We start from the raw sequence: 12,856 nt of genomic DNA, 5'->3' as shown, positions 1-12,856 counted from the left end.
GTCATCGATGTAAGGGAACACTCTCCCTCTGCGGGCCTGGATTTGTCCGGGCCCGCTTTTTTTTGGCACTCTTCCGCTCGTTCGCCCACGAGGATTCCGATGAAACGACCCTTCGTCCGTCGCGCCCTGACCGGCATGGCCCTCACCCTGCTGGTCCTGGCCGGCTGCACCAGGACGGGCAGCGATGCCGGCACCGCGTCCGCATCGGCGCCCATCACGCCGGCCCTGATTCCCGCGCCCGCCACGCTGCAGACGGGCGAAGGCAGCTTCGTCATCAACGGCGAGACCCGTGTGTTCGCCGCCGGCGAAGCGGCGACACGCGTCGCCGGCCAGTTCGCGGCCTACCTGGCGTCGGCGGGGGGGCCTGCACTGGCGACCGCTCAGGCCGACGGCAAGGGCGTGATCCGCTTCGTGCTGGAAGCGGGCGGCGCGAACGACGCCTCGCCCGAGGCCTACACGCTGGACATCACGCCCGACGGCGCCACCGTGAAGGCGCGCGACGAGCGTGGCCTGTTCTACGGCGCGGTGACGCTGTGGCAACTCGCCACCCAGGGCGACAAGGGCGGCGTCACCCTGCCGGCGCTGCATATCGAAGACGCTCCGCGTTTCAGCTGGCGCGGCTTCATGCTGGACCCGGCGCGCCACTTCCAGACCGTCGACGACGTGAAGAAGGTCATCGATGCGATGGCCCTGCACAAGCTCAACACGCTGCACTGGCACCTGACCGACGACCAGGGCTGGCGCATCGAGATCAAGCAGTACCCGAAGCTCACCGAGATCGGCGGCTGCCGCATTCCCGCGGGCGACGGCGGCAAGGATCCGAAGACCGGCGAACCGCGCCCCTACTGCGGCTTCTACACGCAGGACCAGATCCGCGACGTGGTGAAGTACGCCGCCGAGCGCCACATCACCGTGGTGCCCGAGATCAACGTGCCGGGCCACGCGACCGCCGCAATCTCGGCGTATCCCGAACTCGGCTCGATCGACACGCCGCTGGTGCCGTCGAACGAGTGGGGCGTGTTCCCCAACCTGGTCAACGTCGAAGAAGGCACGATCACCTTCCTCGAGAACGTGCTGGGCGAAGTGGTGCAGCTGTTCCCGGGCACCTACGTGCACATCGGCGGCGACGAAGCGGTGAAGGACCAGTGGGAAGCCTCCGCACGTGAGCAAGCTCGGATGCAGGCCGTCGGCGCGAAGACCGAGATGGACCTGCAGGGGTATCTGGTCGAGCGCCTGGAGAAGTACCTCGCCGGACACGGCAAGCGCCTGATCGGGTGGGACGAGATCCTGGAAGCCAAGCTGCCGCCGGAAGCCACCGTGATGTCGTGGCGCGGTATCGAGGGCGGACTGCAAGCCGCGCGCCAGGGCCACGACGTGGTGATGTCGCCGTCGAACAAGACCTACCTGGACTATCTGCAGACCGCCTCACCGAACGAACCCCCGGGACGCCCCGCGCTGATCACGCTGCAGGACGTCTACGCGTTCGAGCCGGTGCCGCCGGAACTGGAGGAAAACCAGCGCCACCACATCCTCGGCCTGCAGGCGAACCTGTGGACCGAGCACACCCGCACGTTCGCGCGCCTGCAGCACAACGCGTTCCCGCGTCTCGCCGCGGTCGCCGAAACCGGTTGGTCGCCGGCGGCGAAGAAGGACTTCGGCGATTTCACGAAACGCTTGCCTGCACAGCTGAAGCGCTATGACGCAATCGGGTTGGGCTACGCGAAGACGCCGTTCGAAGCGATGATCGCGACCGAGGACGACCGCAAGGCCGGCACCGTGAAGGTCACGCTGTCCAATCCGCTCGGCTATGCCGTGCACTACACGACGGACGGCAGCGAACCGACATCGTCCTCCACGGTCTTCGCCGCGCCGCTCGATCTGAAGACGCCGGTCACCGTGCGTGCCGCCGCGTTCGCTGAGGGCCGTGCGCTGGCGCCTGCCGCCACGTTCGAACTCACGCCCGCCGCGTTGCTCACGCGCACGGACGAAGCGATGGCCGTCTGCCCCGATGCGGGTCGCCTGCTGCTGCGCCTGGAAGACGATGGCCCGGCCGATGGCGAGCGCGCGATCTTCAATGCGACGATCTTCTACCCGTGCTGGCAGTGGAACCAGGCCGACCTGGACGGCATCGCGTCGATCAAGGTGCGGGCCGGCCGCATTCCGTACTACTTCCAGCTGGCGCACGACGAGCCGCACCGCACGTTCGAACCCGCGAAGTCGCCGCTGGGCGAGCTGGAAATCCTCGGCGGCGGTTGCAAGGGCACGCTGCTGGCGACGGTCCCGCTGCCGGCAGCGCCGAAGGCCGACGGCTTCCTGGACCTGGATGCGCCCCTGCCCGCCGGCACCGCCGGCACGCAGGACCTGTGCGTGCGCTTCACCGGCGACACGCGTCCGCAGATGTGGGTGCTGGACCGCATTACCCTGCAGCCGCGCTGAGTCGCAGCGCACCCGAAGAAAAAGCCGGGCGGTGCCCGGCTCTTTCTTTTCCTACGAGGCGCGTCGCGGACGCAGGCGTGTATCGAACGCCAGCAGCATGCCGCGCAAGGGCGTGAACAACGTGGCCAGGCCGGCGAGTACGCCGAGCGTATTGGCCAGGGCATCGCGCGGATCGGCCATGCGCGTGGTGGTCAGCGCGCCCTGTGCGACTTCCAGGCCGATGCCCATCATGACCAGCAGCACCGCCACCACGATGCACCCGCGACGCGAGGCGAACAGCTGCATCGCCGACAACGACAGCACGCCGTAAGCAAGGAAGTGCTCGACCTTGTCGCCCCCTTCCGGCACCGGCGGCAGACGACTCAGGTTCGCCAGCGACAGCGCGATGACGACGACGATCGCCAGCAACCACAGGCCCAGCCACAAGCGCGGACGCCGGAACGGACGCAGCGCGAACAGGCCGCTCACAGGCGCCAGCTCAGGTCGTTGAACAGGAACGCGGTGCCGAACTCGACGTCGCTGGAGAAGCCCATCACCTGGAAGCGCTCGCCCATCTCGCTGGGCAACGTCAGCCGCTTGGCCTCGTTGCGCAGGCGCAGCAGCGTGGTTTCGTCGGCGCGTTCCTGCGCTTCGTCCAGCCGCTCCTGCAGGCCATTGCCCAGCAGGAAGTTCGCCTGCGTGGTGTAACCGGCCAGATCGAAGCCCGCATTCGTACCGGCCTCGGCCAGCGCGGTGAAATCGACCGACGCCGTGATGTCCTGCAGGCCCGGCCACAGGTACGCGTCGTTGTGGACGCGATGCCGGTAGTACGCACGCAGCGTGCCCTCGTCGCGATCGGCCTGGTAGAACTCGCGACGCGGGTAGCCGTAGTCGGCGAACAACATCGCGCCCCGGTCCAGCCCGCCCATCACCGCTTGCACCCAGTAGGGCAGTTGCGGCAACAGCTCGGACCGGAAGCCATCGGGGAACGGCTGCCCCAGGTAACGTTCGACATGGCGCACCGCGGCGGCCAACAAGGCATCGGCCGGACGATCGGTGCGGATGAAGCGGCCCTCGCCGTCCAACGCCACGCCTTCCTCGAACACTTCGCCATCACGCAGCGTGAAGCGTGGGGTGGGCAAGGCATCGACGACTTCGTTGGCGAACAGCACGCCATTCCAGGTTTCCGAGGGCGGCGCATCCAGCCATTCGACCAGGTCGAACACCGGCGGGATCAGCCGGCGTCCCAGCCGCTCGCGCTGGCGTTCGCGCAGGTCCGCGCTGGGCTCGAGGATGCCGTAGCGCGCAGGCAGCGCATCCAGGTCGAGCAGCCGCTTGAGCACGATCTCGGCGAACGCACCGCTGCCGCCGCCGACTTCGACGAACTCGGCCTGTGGTCCGATCTGCTGCAGGACCGGTGCCACCGCCTGCGCCACGCAGCTGGCGAACAACGGCCCCAGCTCCGGCGCGGTGGTGAAATCGCCCGCCTCGCCGAACTTGGTGCTGCCCGCGCTGTAGTAGCCCAGTCCGGGCGCGTAGAGGCTGCGCTCCATGAAGCGCGAGAACGGAATGCTGCCGCCCTCGGCGGCGATCTCGCTGCGGATGAAGGCGGCGAGGCGTTCGCTGTGGGCGCGCGCTTCGTCGTCGGGAAGGGGGAGATCGGCCTGCATGGCGCACCGAGAACGGAAAACCCGGTCATTGTACGGGCCGTCTAACACTGGAATGTTGGCCCTAGCCAACCCCGGGGGTGGCGCATAGAATCGTGGTGCACAGCAGCAACGGACACGCCATGACCTATTGCGTCGGCATCGAAGTCAACGACGGCCTGGTCTTCGCCGCGGACACCCGCACCAGCGCTTCGTTCGACGATGTGCGCGTGTACCGCAAGATGCACGTGTTCGAATGGCCGGGCGACCGCGTCTTCGTCATCATGTCGGCCGGCAACCTGGCGACCACGCAGCTGACCATCTCGCGGCTTCAGCGCGACGCCGACGACCCCAACGCCAGGCAGAGCCTGAAGACGTTCTCGCACCTGTACGAGGTCGCCGAGTACGTCGGCGACATGCTGGTCGCCAGCCAGGTCAAGATGAACGACGAGGCCCAGCAGAGCGGCGTCAACGTGCAATCCACGCTGATCCTCGGCGGGCAGATCGCTGGCGAACGCCCGGGCCTGTACATGATCTATCCGCTCGGCAACTGCATCGCCACCTCGCCCGAGACGCCCTATCTGCAGATCGGCGAATCGAAGTACGGCAAGCCCATCCTCGACCGCATCATCCGGCCCGAGACGCCGCTGGAAGACGCCGCGCGGTGCGCGCTGGTGTCGCTGGATTCCACCATCCGCTCCAACCTCTCCGTCGGCATGCCGGTGGACATGGCGCTGCTGCGCAGCGGCGACCTGAAGATCACCCAGAAGATGCGCCTGGAAGCCGACACGCCGCTGTACGCCGAGATCCACGACACGTGGTCGCGCAAACTGGAAGCCGCCGTGCACAGCCTGCCCCGCTTCCCGTGGGAGCCGCAGGGCGAGCGCGAAGCCATTCCCACCAGCGTGCCGACCATGCCGCCGCGTCGCGCGCCGTCGCGACAGGATCCGGGCGACGCGCAGGGGCAGCAGTAAGAGGGTAGCTGTGGGAGCGACGTCAGTCGCGACGGTTGAGTACCGTCACCGTCCCGCCTCCCGATGACTCACCGCAAGCGTTCGCGACTGACGTCGCTCCCACAGACGGCGACGCCGGCCTCACCCGTGGAAGTACCCTTCCGCGATCGCGTCGTGCAGCGCGCCCAGATGCACCTGGATCTGGTCCATGAACTGCGCGGGGTTGCGCGTCGCGAGGACGGCGGGATCGGCATTGCGGGTCAGGCCGATGACGCGATTGAGATGGCGGTCCACGCCGGGGCGCGACGGCATCGTCGGCAGCACGCTCTGCACGCGCGACAGGCAGAAGTGCACGCTGCGCGGAAACTCGTTGTTCTGCAGCAGGAACCGCAGCGCCAGTTCGGCGGTGACGCGCTGGCGCACGTGCCGACGGAACATCTGGTAACCGGCCAGTGAGCGCAGCACGCTCATCCACTGCATGTTCTGGAACGCCTCGCGATCGTCTTCGTTGCGTGGCGTCACCAGGCCGGACGCGCCGGCATCCATGATGCGCGTGGTCATGTCGGCCTGCTCCAGGCCGGTGCCCAGGCGCAGGAACTGGTACCCGATGTCGCGGCTGACGTTGGCGCTCAACAGGCCCGACACCTTCAGGCAACCGTCGACGATGCGCTGAAGGAATTCCAACCGGTACCGCCGGCTGAGGCTGCGTTCGCCCTGCGCAGCGATGTAGAGATGCAGGTCGTTGATCGCTTCCCACACATCCTGCGGCAACGTATCGCGGATGCTGCGCAGGATCTCGCGGGCCGAATCCACGGACGTGCGCAGCGAAGAGGGATTGCGTTCGTCCAGCAGGAGGAAACGGATCACGTCCGCATCGCCAGCGGCATCCGCCGTCTCCGGATAGCACTGTTCGAAGCACTCGCCCGCACCGACCGTGTCGATCATCGGCCGCCACGCGAAGCGCACGGAACGCGGCATGTCCAGCTGCAACTGGCTGCCCACGCCGACCAGGCGCGCGGTGTTCTCGGCGCGCCGCACGTAGCGGCTGAACCAGTAGAGGTTGTCGGCGACGCGCGACAGCATCAGCCCTCCTCCCCGTCGTCGTCGGCCAGGTCCACCACCCAGGTGTCCTTGGCGCCGCCGCCCTGCGAGGAGTTCACCACCAGCGAGCCCTTCACCATCGCCACGCGCGTCAGGCCGCCGGTGGTGACGTAGGTATCCTGGCGCGACAGCACGAACGGGCGCAGGTCGATGTGGCGCGGCGACGGCCCCTGCTTGGTGACGATGGGCGCGGTGGACAGCGCCAGCGTCGGCTGCGCCATGTAGTTGCGCGGATTCGCTTCGATCAGCGCCTTGAACTTCTCGCGCTGGCGCTTGGTGGAACGCGGCCCGATCAGCATGCCGTAGCCGCCGGACTCGTTGGCCGGCTTCACCACCAGCTTCTCGATGTTCTCCAGCACGTACTTGCGCTCCTTCGCGTTGTGGCAGAGGTAGCTCGGTACGTTGGGCAGGATGGGATCCTCGTCCAGGTAGTACTTGATCATCTTCGGCACGTAGGCGAAGACCACCTTGTCGTCAGCCACGCCCGCGCCCGGCGCATTCGCCAGCGCCACCTTGCCCGCGCGCCAGCTGCGGATCAGCCCGGGTACGCCGAGCACGGAATCGGGGTGGAACACGTCCGGATCGATGAAGAGATCGTCCACGCGCCGGTACACCACGTCCACGCGCTTGGGGCCGTACACGGTGCGCATGTAGGTGCAATCGTCGTCGGCGACGAACAGATCGCTGCCTTCGACCAGCTCGATGCCCATCGCCTGGGCCAGGTAGGCGTGTTCGAAATAGGCGCTGTTGAACACGCCCGGCGTCAGCAGTGCGATCACCGGCGTGTCGCCGGGACGCGGCGACAGCGCGGCGAGCGTGTCGTACAGCTGGCTGGGGTACTCGTCCACCGGCAGGATCGAACTGGTCTCGAACAGCTCCGGGAACACGCGCTTGGCCACCATGCGGTTTTCCAGCATGTAGCTCACGCCGGACGGGATGCGCAGGTTGTCTTCCAGCGCGTACAGCGTGCCGTCGCCGTCGCGCACCAGGTCCGAGCCGCAGATGTGCGCCCACACGCCGAGCGGCGGCGCGATGCCGACGCACTGCTCGCGGAAGTTCACCGAATCCTTCAGCAGCATTGCCGGGAACACCTTGTCCTTGACGATCTGCTGCTTGCCGTAGATGTCGCCGATGAACAGGTTCAGCGCGCGCATGCGCTGCTTCAGGCCGGCTTCGGTGCGTTGCCACTCGCTCAGCGGGATGATGCGCGGGATCAGGTCGAACGGCAGCGTGCGGTCGACGTTGCGGCCGTCGGAGTACACGGTGAAGGTGATGCCCTGCACACGCGCCACCACATCGGCGGCGAGCTGACGTTCGGCGATTTCGCGGCCGGACAGTCCGGCCAGGTATTCGACCAGGCGGCGCGCGGCCGGGCGCGGCCGTCCATCGGCCTGGATCAGTTCGTCAAAGGTCGTGGTGCGGTACTTCGCCCAGTCCATTCGCCCTTTCCACTGTCCCCGGCCGGCACATCCGGCGAGGGGTGATGCGTCGCAACATGCACGGTCGGTGTGCGCGCCGTCAAGCATTCGCACGACCACGCCCTCGGCTCACATCCGCCGGCATCGCTTTGCGCCATTCCGGTGCAAAGCAGGGACAATGTCGGCCTCTGCACGGGAGCCCGCCATGTCCACCACGCGTCGCGTCGTCCTGATTACCGGTGCCGCCCGCCGCGTCGGCGCGGCGATCGCGCGCCGCCTGCATGCCGACGGTCATGACCTGGCCCTGCATTACCGCGCGTCGTCCACCGACATGCACGCGCTGGCGGACGACTTGGAGGTCGCGCGTCCCGGCAGCACGCTCATGCTGCAGGCCGAGCTGGCCGACTTCGACCGCTTGCCCGAACTCGTCGCGAAGACCGTAGGCCACTACGGCCGCCTCGATGCGCTGGTCAACAATGCCTCGGCCTTCTACCCGACGCCCGCCGGCACGGCCACGCCGGCGCAGTGGGACGAACTGTTCGCAGTGAATGCACGCGCGCCGTTTTTCCTCGCGCAGGCCGCGGCACCGCACCTGAAAGCGGCGCGTGGGGCCATCGTCAACATCGCCGACGTCTACGCGGAGAAGCCGCGCGCGGACCTGGCGGTCTATGCGGCCTCGAAAGCCGCCCTGCTCGCCGTCACCCGCGGACTGGCCGTTTCACTGGGCCCGGACGTGCGCGTGAATGCCGTGTCGCCGGGCGCGATCCTCTGGCCCGATGGCGGCATCGACCCGGACCTGCAGGAGAAACTGCTCGCGCAGACGCCACTGGGTCGGGTCGGCGAGCCCGCCGACATCGCCGCGACCGTCGCCTGGCTGCTCAGCGACGCGGCCAGTTACGTGACCGGGCAGACCCTCCACGTGGACGGCGGCCGCGCGTTGGGCTGAGCGTCGTCAATCCGCTTCGATCGCCACCGGTTCCGGCGGCGACGCATGGTCCGGATGCGCTTCCCACAAGGCCTGCAACGTCTTGCCGCTGCGCGGATCGATCTTGCCGGGCGCGATGTCCGCCAGCGGCAGCAGCACGAACGCATGCTTCAGTTCATCGCGCGGCAGGCGCAGGTTGCCCGGACCCTGCAGCACCAGGTCGTCGTAGAAGACGATGTCGATGTCCAGCGTGCGGTCGGAGAAGCGCGGCCCGCTGCGGTCGCGACCGTGCGCGTCCTCGAGCGCATGCAGCCAGTCGTTGAGCGCGAACGGGTCCAGGTCGCTGTCGATCACCGCGGCGGCATTGAGGAAGTCGGTGCCGTCGAAGCCCACCGAACGCGTGCGGTACGCAGGCGACAGGCGCACGTCGCCGAAACGCGCACGCAGGGCGTCGATGGCGATCCGCAGGTGGCGCTCGGGCGCCACGTTGCTGCCCAGGCTGAGATAGGCGAGGCCCACGGTCAGTCCGGCCGCGTGCCGCGTTCGATCAGCACGCCGACGTTGCGTGCGCCAGTGACCGCACCCGGCTTGCTGAGCTTGAGCCGCACCCAGGCCACGCCGAATTCGTCGCGGATGATGCCGGCGCAGCGCTCGGCCAGCGTCTCGACCAGGCCGAAGTTCGCTTCTTCCACGAAAGAGATCAGCCGCTTCGACACCGCCTTGTAGTCCAGCGTGTGCGCGATGTCGTCGCTGGCGGCCGGCACGCGGTTGTCGAACGCCATTTCCACGTCGAGCGCCACGGTCTGGCGGATGCCGCGCTCCCAATCGTAGATGCCGATGACGGTCTCGATGCGCAGGTCTTCGATGAAAACGATGTCCATGACGGGCTACAGGTGACGGAGTGCGCGCATGGTAACGGCAAACCGCGGCGCGTCCGTCATCCCGCGCGCGCGACCACCTGCGGCAGCGTGGCCATGTCCCAACGCGGGGTCACCTTCACTTCGGGCGTCTCGTGCTGGCCCGCCTCGAGCCGCAGCGCGCCGGCGAAAGCGATCATCGCGCCGTTGTCGGTGCACAGCGAAGGGCGCGGGAAGCACGCGCGGCCGCCGCGCTTGGCGGCGACTTCCTGCAGCTTCGCGCGCAACCGCTTGTTGGCGCCCACGCCGCCGGCGACGACGATGATGTCGCTGCCGGCCGCATCCAGCGCGCGCTCGCACTTGATCGCCAGCGTGTCGACCACCGCGTCTTCGAAACCGCGCGCGATGTCGGCGCGTGTCTGCGGGGCCTGGTCGCTATCGCGCCAGGCCAGCAGCACCTGCGTCTTCAGGCCGGAAAAACTGAAATCCAGCCCGGGACGGTCGGTCATCGGCCGGGCGAACCTGAACCGGCCGGGCGTGCCCTGCTCGGCCAGCGCGGCCAGCTGGGGACCACCGGGATAAGGCAGGCCCATCATCTTGGCGGTCTTGTCGAAGGCTTCGCCCGCCGCGTCGTCCAGGGTCTCGCCGAGCAGCCGGTAGCGGCCGATCGCATCGACGGCCACCAGTTGGGTATGCCCGCCGGACACCAGCAGCGCCACGAACGGGGGCTCGGGCGGGTCGTCTTCCATCAGCGGGGCCAGCAGGTGGCCTTCCATGTGATGGACCGCCACGGCCGGCACCTCCAGCGCCCACGCCAGCGACCGGGCCACGCCGGCCCCCACCAGCAGGGCGCCGACCAACCCCGGGCCGGCGGTATAGGCCACGCCGTCCAGGTCCCGGGTCTCCAGCCCGGCCTCGGCCAGGGTCTGCCGGATCAGCGGCAACAGCTTGCGCACATGGTCGCGGCTGGCCAGTTCCGGGACCACGCCGCCGTATTCGGCATGCAGGGCGATCTGGCTGTAGACCGCATGCGCCCGCAGGCCGACGGCGGCGGACGGAGCCTGCCCCGTACCCGAGACGGGGCCGGTGTCGTAGACGGCCACGCCGGTTTCGTCGCAGCTGGTTTCGATGCCGAGGACTTTCATGGGAACGATGTGGGGTCCGGGGTGGGGAGGGGCAAGCCTGGCTGGCAGCCGGGGTGGGTTGCAGCGACGGCTCCGGTCGCTATAATACGCGGCTCACCCGGCGTGCCCGGGCCGTTTACACCACCGAGATTACGTATGCCCAGCGTCAAAGTCCGCGAAAACGAGCCGTTTGAGTTTGCGCTGCGTCGCTTCAAGCGCACCTGCGAAAAGGCCGGCGTCCTGGCCGAAACCCGCAAGCGCGAGTTCTACGAGAAGCCGACCCAGGAGCGCAAGCGCAAGGCCGCCGCTGCGGTGAAGCGTCAGCTGCGTCGCAGCTCGCGCGACGTCACCAAGCGCCAGCGCCTGTACTGAGCCGCGTCGCTTCGCCAGAAGCCGGCACGCGCGAGCGTCGCCGGCTTTTTGTGTTTTTGGCGTCCCACGGTCCCCGTGCAACGCCTTCCCCGTTCCCCCGGAGCACACCATGTCCCTGAAACAGCAGCTCACCGATGACATGAAGGCCGCGATGAAGGCCGGCGAGAAGCACCGCCTGGGCGTCATCCGCCTGATCAACGCCGCCATCAAGCAGCGTGAAGTGGACGAGCGCATCGAGCTGGACGACGCCGCCGTGCTGGCCGTGCTGGAGAAGATGGTCAAGCAGCGCAAGGACTCGGTCAGCCAGTTCGAGGCCGCCAACCGCGAGGACCTGGCCGCCATCGAACGCGCCGAACTGGCCGTGATCGACACCTACCTGCCGGCCAAGCTGGGCGAAGCCGAGATCCTGGCCGCCATCGATGCCGCCATCAGCGAGACCGGCGCCACGGGCCCGGCCGACATGGGCAAGCTGATGGGCGTGCTGAAGCCGCGCCTCGCCGGCCAGGCCGACATGGGCCAGGTTTCCGCGCTGATCAAGAAGAAGCTGGCGGGCTGAGTCCGCGCCGCCCCGGGGACGTCTCCATGGCATGCTGATGCCATGGACACCCCAGCCATCACCCTGCGCCCGGCCACCCGCGCCGACATCCCGCAGATCCTCGATTTCATCCGCGGCCTGGCCGAGTACGAAAAGCTCGCCCACGAGGCCGTCGCCACGCCCGCGTTGCTGGAAGAACACCTGTTCGGCGCGCGTCCTGCCGCGGAAGTCGTCATCGCCGAAGCCGACGGCACGCCGGCCGGCTTCGCCCTGTTCTTCCACAGCTTCTCGACCTTCCTCGGGCAGCCAGGGCTGTACCTCGAAGACCTGTTCGTCTATCCCCGCTACCGCAACCTGGGATTGGGCAAGCGCCTGATGGTGCACCTGGCGCGGCTTGCGCTGGAACGCGGCTGCGGGCGCTTCGAATGGTCGGTACTGGACTGGAACACGCCGGCCATCGACTTCTACCGCCGCCTGGGCGCCACCGGCATGGACGAATGGACCGTGCAGCGCGTCAGTGGCGACGCCCTGCGTGCGCTGGCCGACGCATCCCCGTAAACGTCCTCACCACGCCGCGCTAACGAAGCGCTGACACGCGGCGGGCCACCCTCGGCCCATGCATACGCCTGCCCGCCTGCCCGCGATCCGGAAACGCCTGCACCATCTCGGCACACGCGCCGAGCGCAGCCTGCCCGTGGCGCTGCTGCGCCGCTTCATCGACACCGATCTGATGACGCAGGCCGCGTCGCTGTCGTTCTATGCGCTGCTGTCGCTGGCGCCGCTGCTGATCCTGCTGCTGTGGCTGACCGCCTCGCTCTACCCGCCTGCACAGCAGTCGCTGCTGGACCAGATCGCCCAGCTCGCGGGTCCCGATGCCGCTGCGGTCGCCGAGACGGTGATCCGCAACGCGGACGCGCGCCCGGACATCGGTTCGCTGGCGGGCCTGTGGAGCACCGGCCTGCTGCTGGTCGGCGCCACCGTCGTGTTCGCCCAGCTGCAGGGCGCGTTGAACCTGATCTTCCGCACCGACGCGCAACGCCTGAACGGCCTGGTGGCGTGGTTGAAGAAGCGGGTGTTCTCGCTGGGCGTGGTGTTCGCGATCGGCTTCCTGCTGATCGTGTCGATGATCGCCACCACCGCGCTGCAGGTGGCCTTCGCACGACTGCCGTCGTTGCTGCCCGCGCTCGGCTACGCCAGCACCCTGCTGTTGTATGCGCTCGCCTTCGCCTTCTTCTACCATTACCTGCCGGACCGTCGCGTGGCGTGGTCGCGCGCATTCCTGGGCGGCGCGATCACGGCCCTGCTGTTCGCGGGCGGACGGTATCTGATCGGCTTCTACCTGGCCGAAGCGGCACCCGGCAGCGCATACGGCTCGATGGGCGCGCTGGTCTTGCTGCTGGTCTGGATCTACTACGCCAGCGTGGTGTTCTTCGCCGGTGCGCTGATCACCGCGGTGATCGATGAACGCCAGCGCGCCCGGACGCTCGCCAGGGCGCAGGCAGCGACCTGA

At 68.2% G+C, this 12,856-nt stretch carries 14 protein-coding genes; 7 read left to right on the top strand and 7 right to left on the bottom strand.

All coding sequences use genetic code 11. The features are described 5' to 3' along the window. Positions 1 to 99 precede the first annotated feature (99 nt). Positions 100 to 2,436: a family 20 glycosylhydrolase gene (locus ASD72_RS11990; RefSeq protein ID WP_081420307.1), complete on the top strand. Its 2,337-nt coding sequence runs from the start codon at positions 100 to 102 to the stop codon at positions 2,434 to 2,436. Positions 2,437 to 2,487: 51 nt separating this feature from the next. Here the strand turns inward: ASD72_RS11990 and ASD72_RS11985 are convergent, their stop codons facing one another. Beyond that, on the bottom strand, positions 2,488 to 2,913 hold the full coding sequence (locus tag ASD72_RS11985) for a hypothetical protein (protein WP_056880249.1): 426 nt from the start codon (positions 2,911 to 2,913) through the stop codon (positions 2,488 to 2,490). Further along, entirely contained in the window at positions 2,901 to 4,085 is a 1,185-nt protein-coding gene (locus ASD72_RS11980) for an SAM-dependent methyltransferase (protein WP_056880165.1), read from the bottom strand. Before ASD72_RS11980 ends, ASD72_RS11985 begins: the two co-directional genes overlap by 13 nt. 119 nt (positions 4,086 to 4,204) lie before the next feature. Between ASD72_RS11980 and ASD72_RS11975 the strand changes: the two genes are divergently transcribed. After that, positions 4,205 to 5,035: a 20S proteasome subunit A/B gene (locus ASD72_RS11975; RefSeq protein WP_056880164.1), complete on the top strand. Its 831-nt coding sequence runs from the start codon at positions 4,205 to 4,207 to the stop codon at positions 5,033 to 5,035. Positions 5,036 to 5,155: 120 nt separating this feature from the next. On the opposite strand, the gene ASD72_RS11970 is transcribed toward ASD72_RS11975, so the two are convergent. Together ASD72_RS11970 and ASD72_RS11965 are read right to left on the bottom strand one after the other, a co-directional pair. Beyond that, positions 5,156 to 6,097: an alpha-E domain-containing protein gene (locus tag ASD72_RS11970; RefSeq protein ID WP_056880163.1), complete on the bottom strand. Its 942-nt coding sequence runs from the start codon at positions 6,095 to 6,097 to the stop codon at positions 5,156 to 5,158. After that, on the bottom strand, positions 6,097 to 7,554 hold the full coding sequence (locus tag ASD72_RS11965; protein WP_056880162.1) for a circularly permuted type 2 ATP-grasp protein: 1,458 nt from the start codon (positions 7,552 to 7,554) through the stop codon (positions 6,097 to 6,099). Before ASD72_RS11965 ends, ASD72_RS11970 begins: the two co-directional genes overlap by 1 nt. A 184-nt stretch (positions 7,555 to 7,738) precedes the next feature. Here ASD72_RS11965 and ASD72_RS11960 point away from each other — a divergent pair, with 184 nt between their 5' ends. Next, a complete protein-coding gene (locus ASD72_RS11960) occupies positions 7,739 to 8,479 on the top strand; it encodes a pteridine reductase (RefSeq protein ID WP_056880161.1) in 741 nt (246 codons plus the stop codon). A 6-nt stretch (positions 8,480 to 8,485) separates the two neighbouring features. Here the strand turns inward: ASD72_RS11960 and folK are convergent, their stop codons facing one another. From folK to tsaD, 3 genes are read right to left on the bottom strand one after another with little or no spacing between them, the layout of a single operon-like run. Continuing rightward, a complete protein-coding gene (gene folK / locus ASD72_RS11955; protein WP_056880160.1) occupies positions 8,486 to 8,977 on the bottom strand; it encodes a 2-amino-4-hydroxy-6-hydroxymethyldihydropteridine diphosphokinase in 492 nt (163 codons plus the stop codon). 2 nt (positions 8,978 to 8,979) lie between these two features. Continuing rightward, on the bottom strand, positions 8,980 to 9,339 hold the full coding sequence (gene folB, locus ASD72_RS11950; protein ID WP_056880159.1) for a dihydroneopterin aldolase: 360 nt from the start codon (positions 9,337 to 9,339) through the stop codon (positions 8,980 to 8,982). Between the two features lie 56 nt (positions 9,340 to 9,395). After that, positions 9,396 to 10,460: a tRNA (adenosine(37)-N6)-threonylcarbamoyltransferase complex transferase subunit TsaD gene (gene tsaD, locus ASD72_RS11945; protein ID WP_056880158.1), complete on the bottom strand. Its 1,065-nt coding sequence runs from the start codon at positions 10,458 to 10,460 to the stop codon at positions 9,396 to 9,398. Positions 10,461 to 10,595: 135 nt separating this feature from the next. Between tsaD and rpsU the strand changes: the two genes are divergently transcribed. From rpsU to ASD72_RS11925, 4 genes are all read left to right on the top strand, one after another. After that, positions 10,596 to 10,811 (top strand): 30S ribosomal protein S21, encoded by a 216-nt coding sequence (gene rpsU / locus ASD72_RS11940; protein ID WP_002808376.1) that lies wholly within the window; start codon positions 10,596 to 10,598, stop codon positions 10,809 to 10,811. A gap of 109 nt (positions 10,812 to 10,920) precedes the next feature. Further along, positions 10,921 to 11,367 (top strand): GatB/YqeY domain-containing protein, encoded by a 447-nt coding sequence (locus ASD72_RS11935; protein WP_056880157.1) that lies wholly within the window; start codon positions 10,921 to 10,923, stop codon positions 11,365 to 11,367. A 42-nt stretch (positions 11,368 to 11,409) separates the two neighbouring features. Then, positions 11,410 to 11,904 (top strand): GNAT family N-acetyltransferase, encoded by a 495-nt coding sequence (locus ASD72_RS11930; RefSeq protein ID WP_056880156.1) that lies wholly within the window; start codon positions 11,410 to 11,412, stop codon positions 11,902 to 11,904. A gap of 58 nt (positions 11,905 to 11,962) precedes the next feature. After that, complete coding sequence (locus ASD72_RS11925) at positions 11,963 to 12,856, top strand: YihY/virulence factor BrkB family protein (protein WP_056880155.1); 894 nt, start codon at positions 11,963 to 11,965, stop codon at positions 12,854 to 12,856.

The sequence above is a fragment of the Pseudoxanthomonas sp. Root630 genome, assembly GCF_001427585.1.
In the GTDB taxonomy this organism is placed as follows: domain Bacteria; phylum Pseudomonadota; class Gammaproteobacteria; order Xanthomonadales; family Xanthomonadaceae; genus Pseudoxanthomonas_A.
Note: the sequence above shows the minus strand (reverse complement) of the source record. Positions and strands in the feature narration are given on the sequence as shown.

Bases quoted from the DNA above. Each gene is read 5' to 3' on its own strand.
- ASD72_RS11975 (WP_056880164.1), top strand. From the start codon at position 4,205: ATGACCTATTGCGTCGGCATCGAAGTCAACGACGGCCTGGTCTTCGCC.
- folB (WP_056880159.1), bottom strand. From the start codon at position 9,339: ATGGACATCGTTTTCATCGAAGACCTGCGCATCGAGACCGTCATCGGC.
- ASD72_RS11930 (WP_056880156.1), top strand. From the start codon at position 11,410: ATGGACACCCCAGCCATCACCCTGCGCCCGGCCACCCGCGCCGACATC.
- ASD72_RS11980 (WP_056880165.1), bottom strand. From the start codon at position 4,085: ATGCAGGCCGATCTCCCCCTTCCCGACGACGAAGCGCGCGCCCACAGC.
- ASD72_RS11990 (WP_081420307.1), top strand. From the start codon at position 100: ATGAAACGACCCTTCGTCCGTCGCGCCCTGACCGGCATGGCCCTCACC.
- tsaD (WP_056880158.1), bottom strand. From the start codon at position 10,460: ATGAAAGTCCTCGGCATCGAAACCAGCTGCGACGAAACCGGCGTGGCC.
- ASD72_RS11970 (WP_056880163.1), bottom strand. From the start codon at position 6,097: ATGCTGTCGCGCGTCGCCGACAACCTCTACTGGTTCAGCCGCTACGTG.
- ASD72_RS11965 (WP_056880162.1), bottom strand. From the start codon at position 7,554: ATGGACTGGGCGAAGTACCGCACCACGACCTTTGACGAACTGATCCAG.
- ASD72_RS11925 (WP_056880155.1), top strand. From the start codon at position 11,963: ATGCATACGCCTGCCCGCCTGCCCGCGATCCGGAAACGCCTGCACCAT.
- ASD72_RS11960 (WP_056880161.1), top strand. From the start codon at position 7,739: ATGTCCACCACGCGTCGCGTCGTCCTGATTACCGGTGCCGCCCGCCGC.
- ASD72_RS11935 (WP_056880157.1), top strand. From the start codon at position 10,921: ATGTCCCTGAAACAGCAGCTCACCGATGACATGAAGGCCGCGATGAAG.
- rpsU (WP_002808376.1), top strand. From the start codon at position 10,596: ATGCCCAGCGTCAAAGTCCGCGAAAACGAGCCGTTTGAGTTTGCGCTG.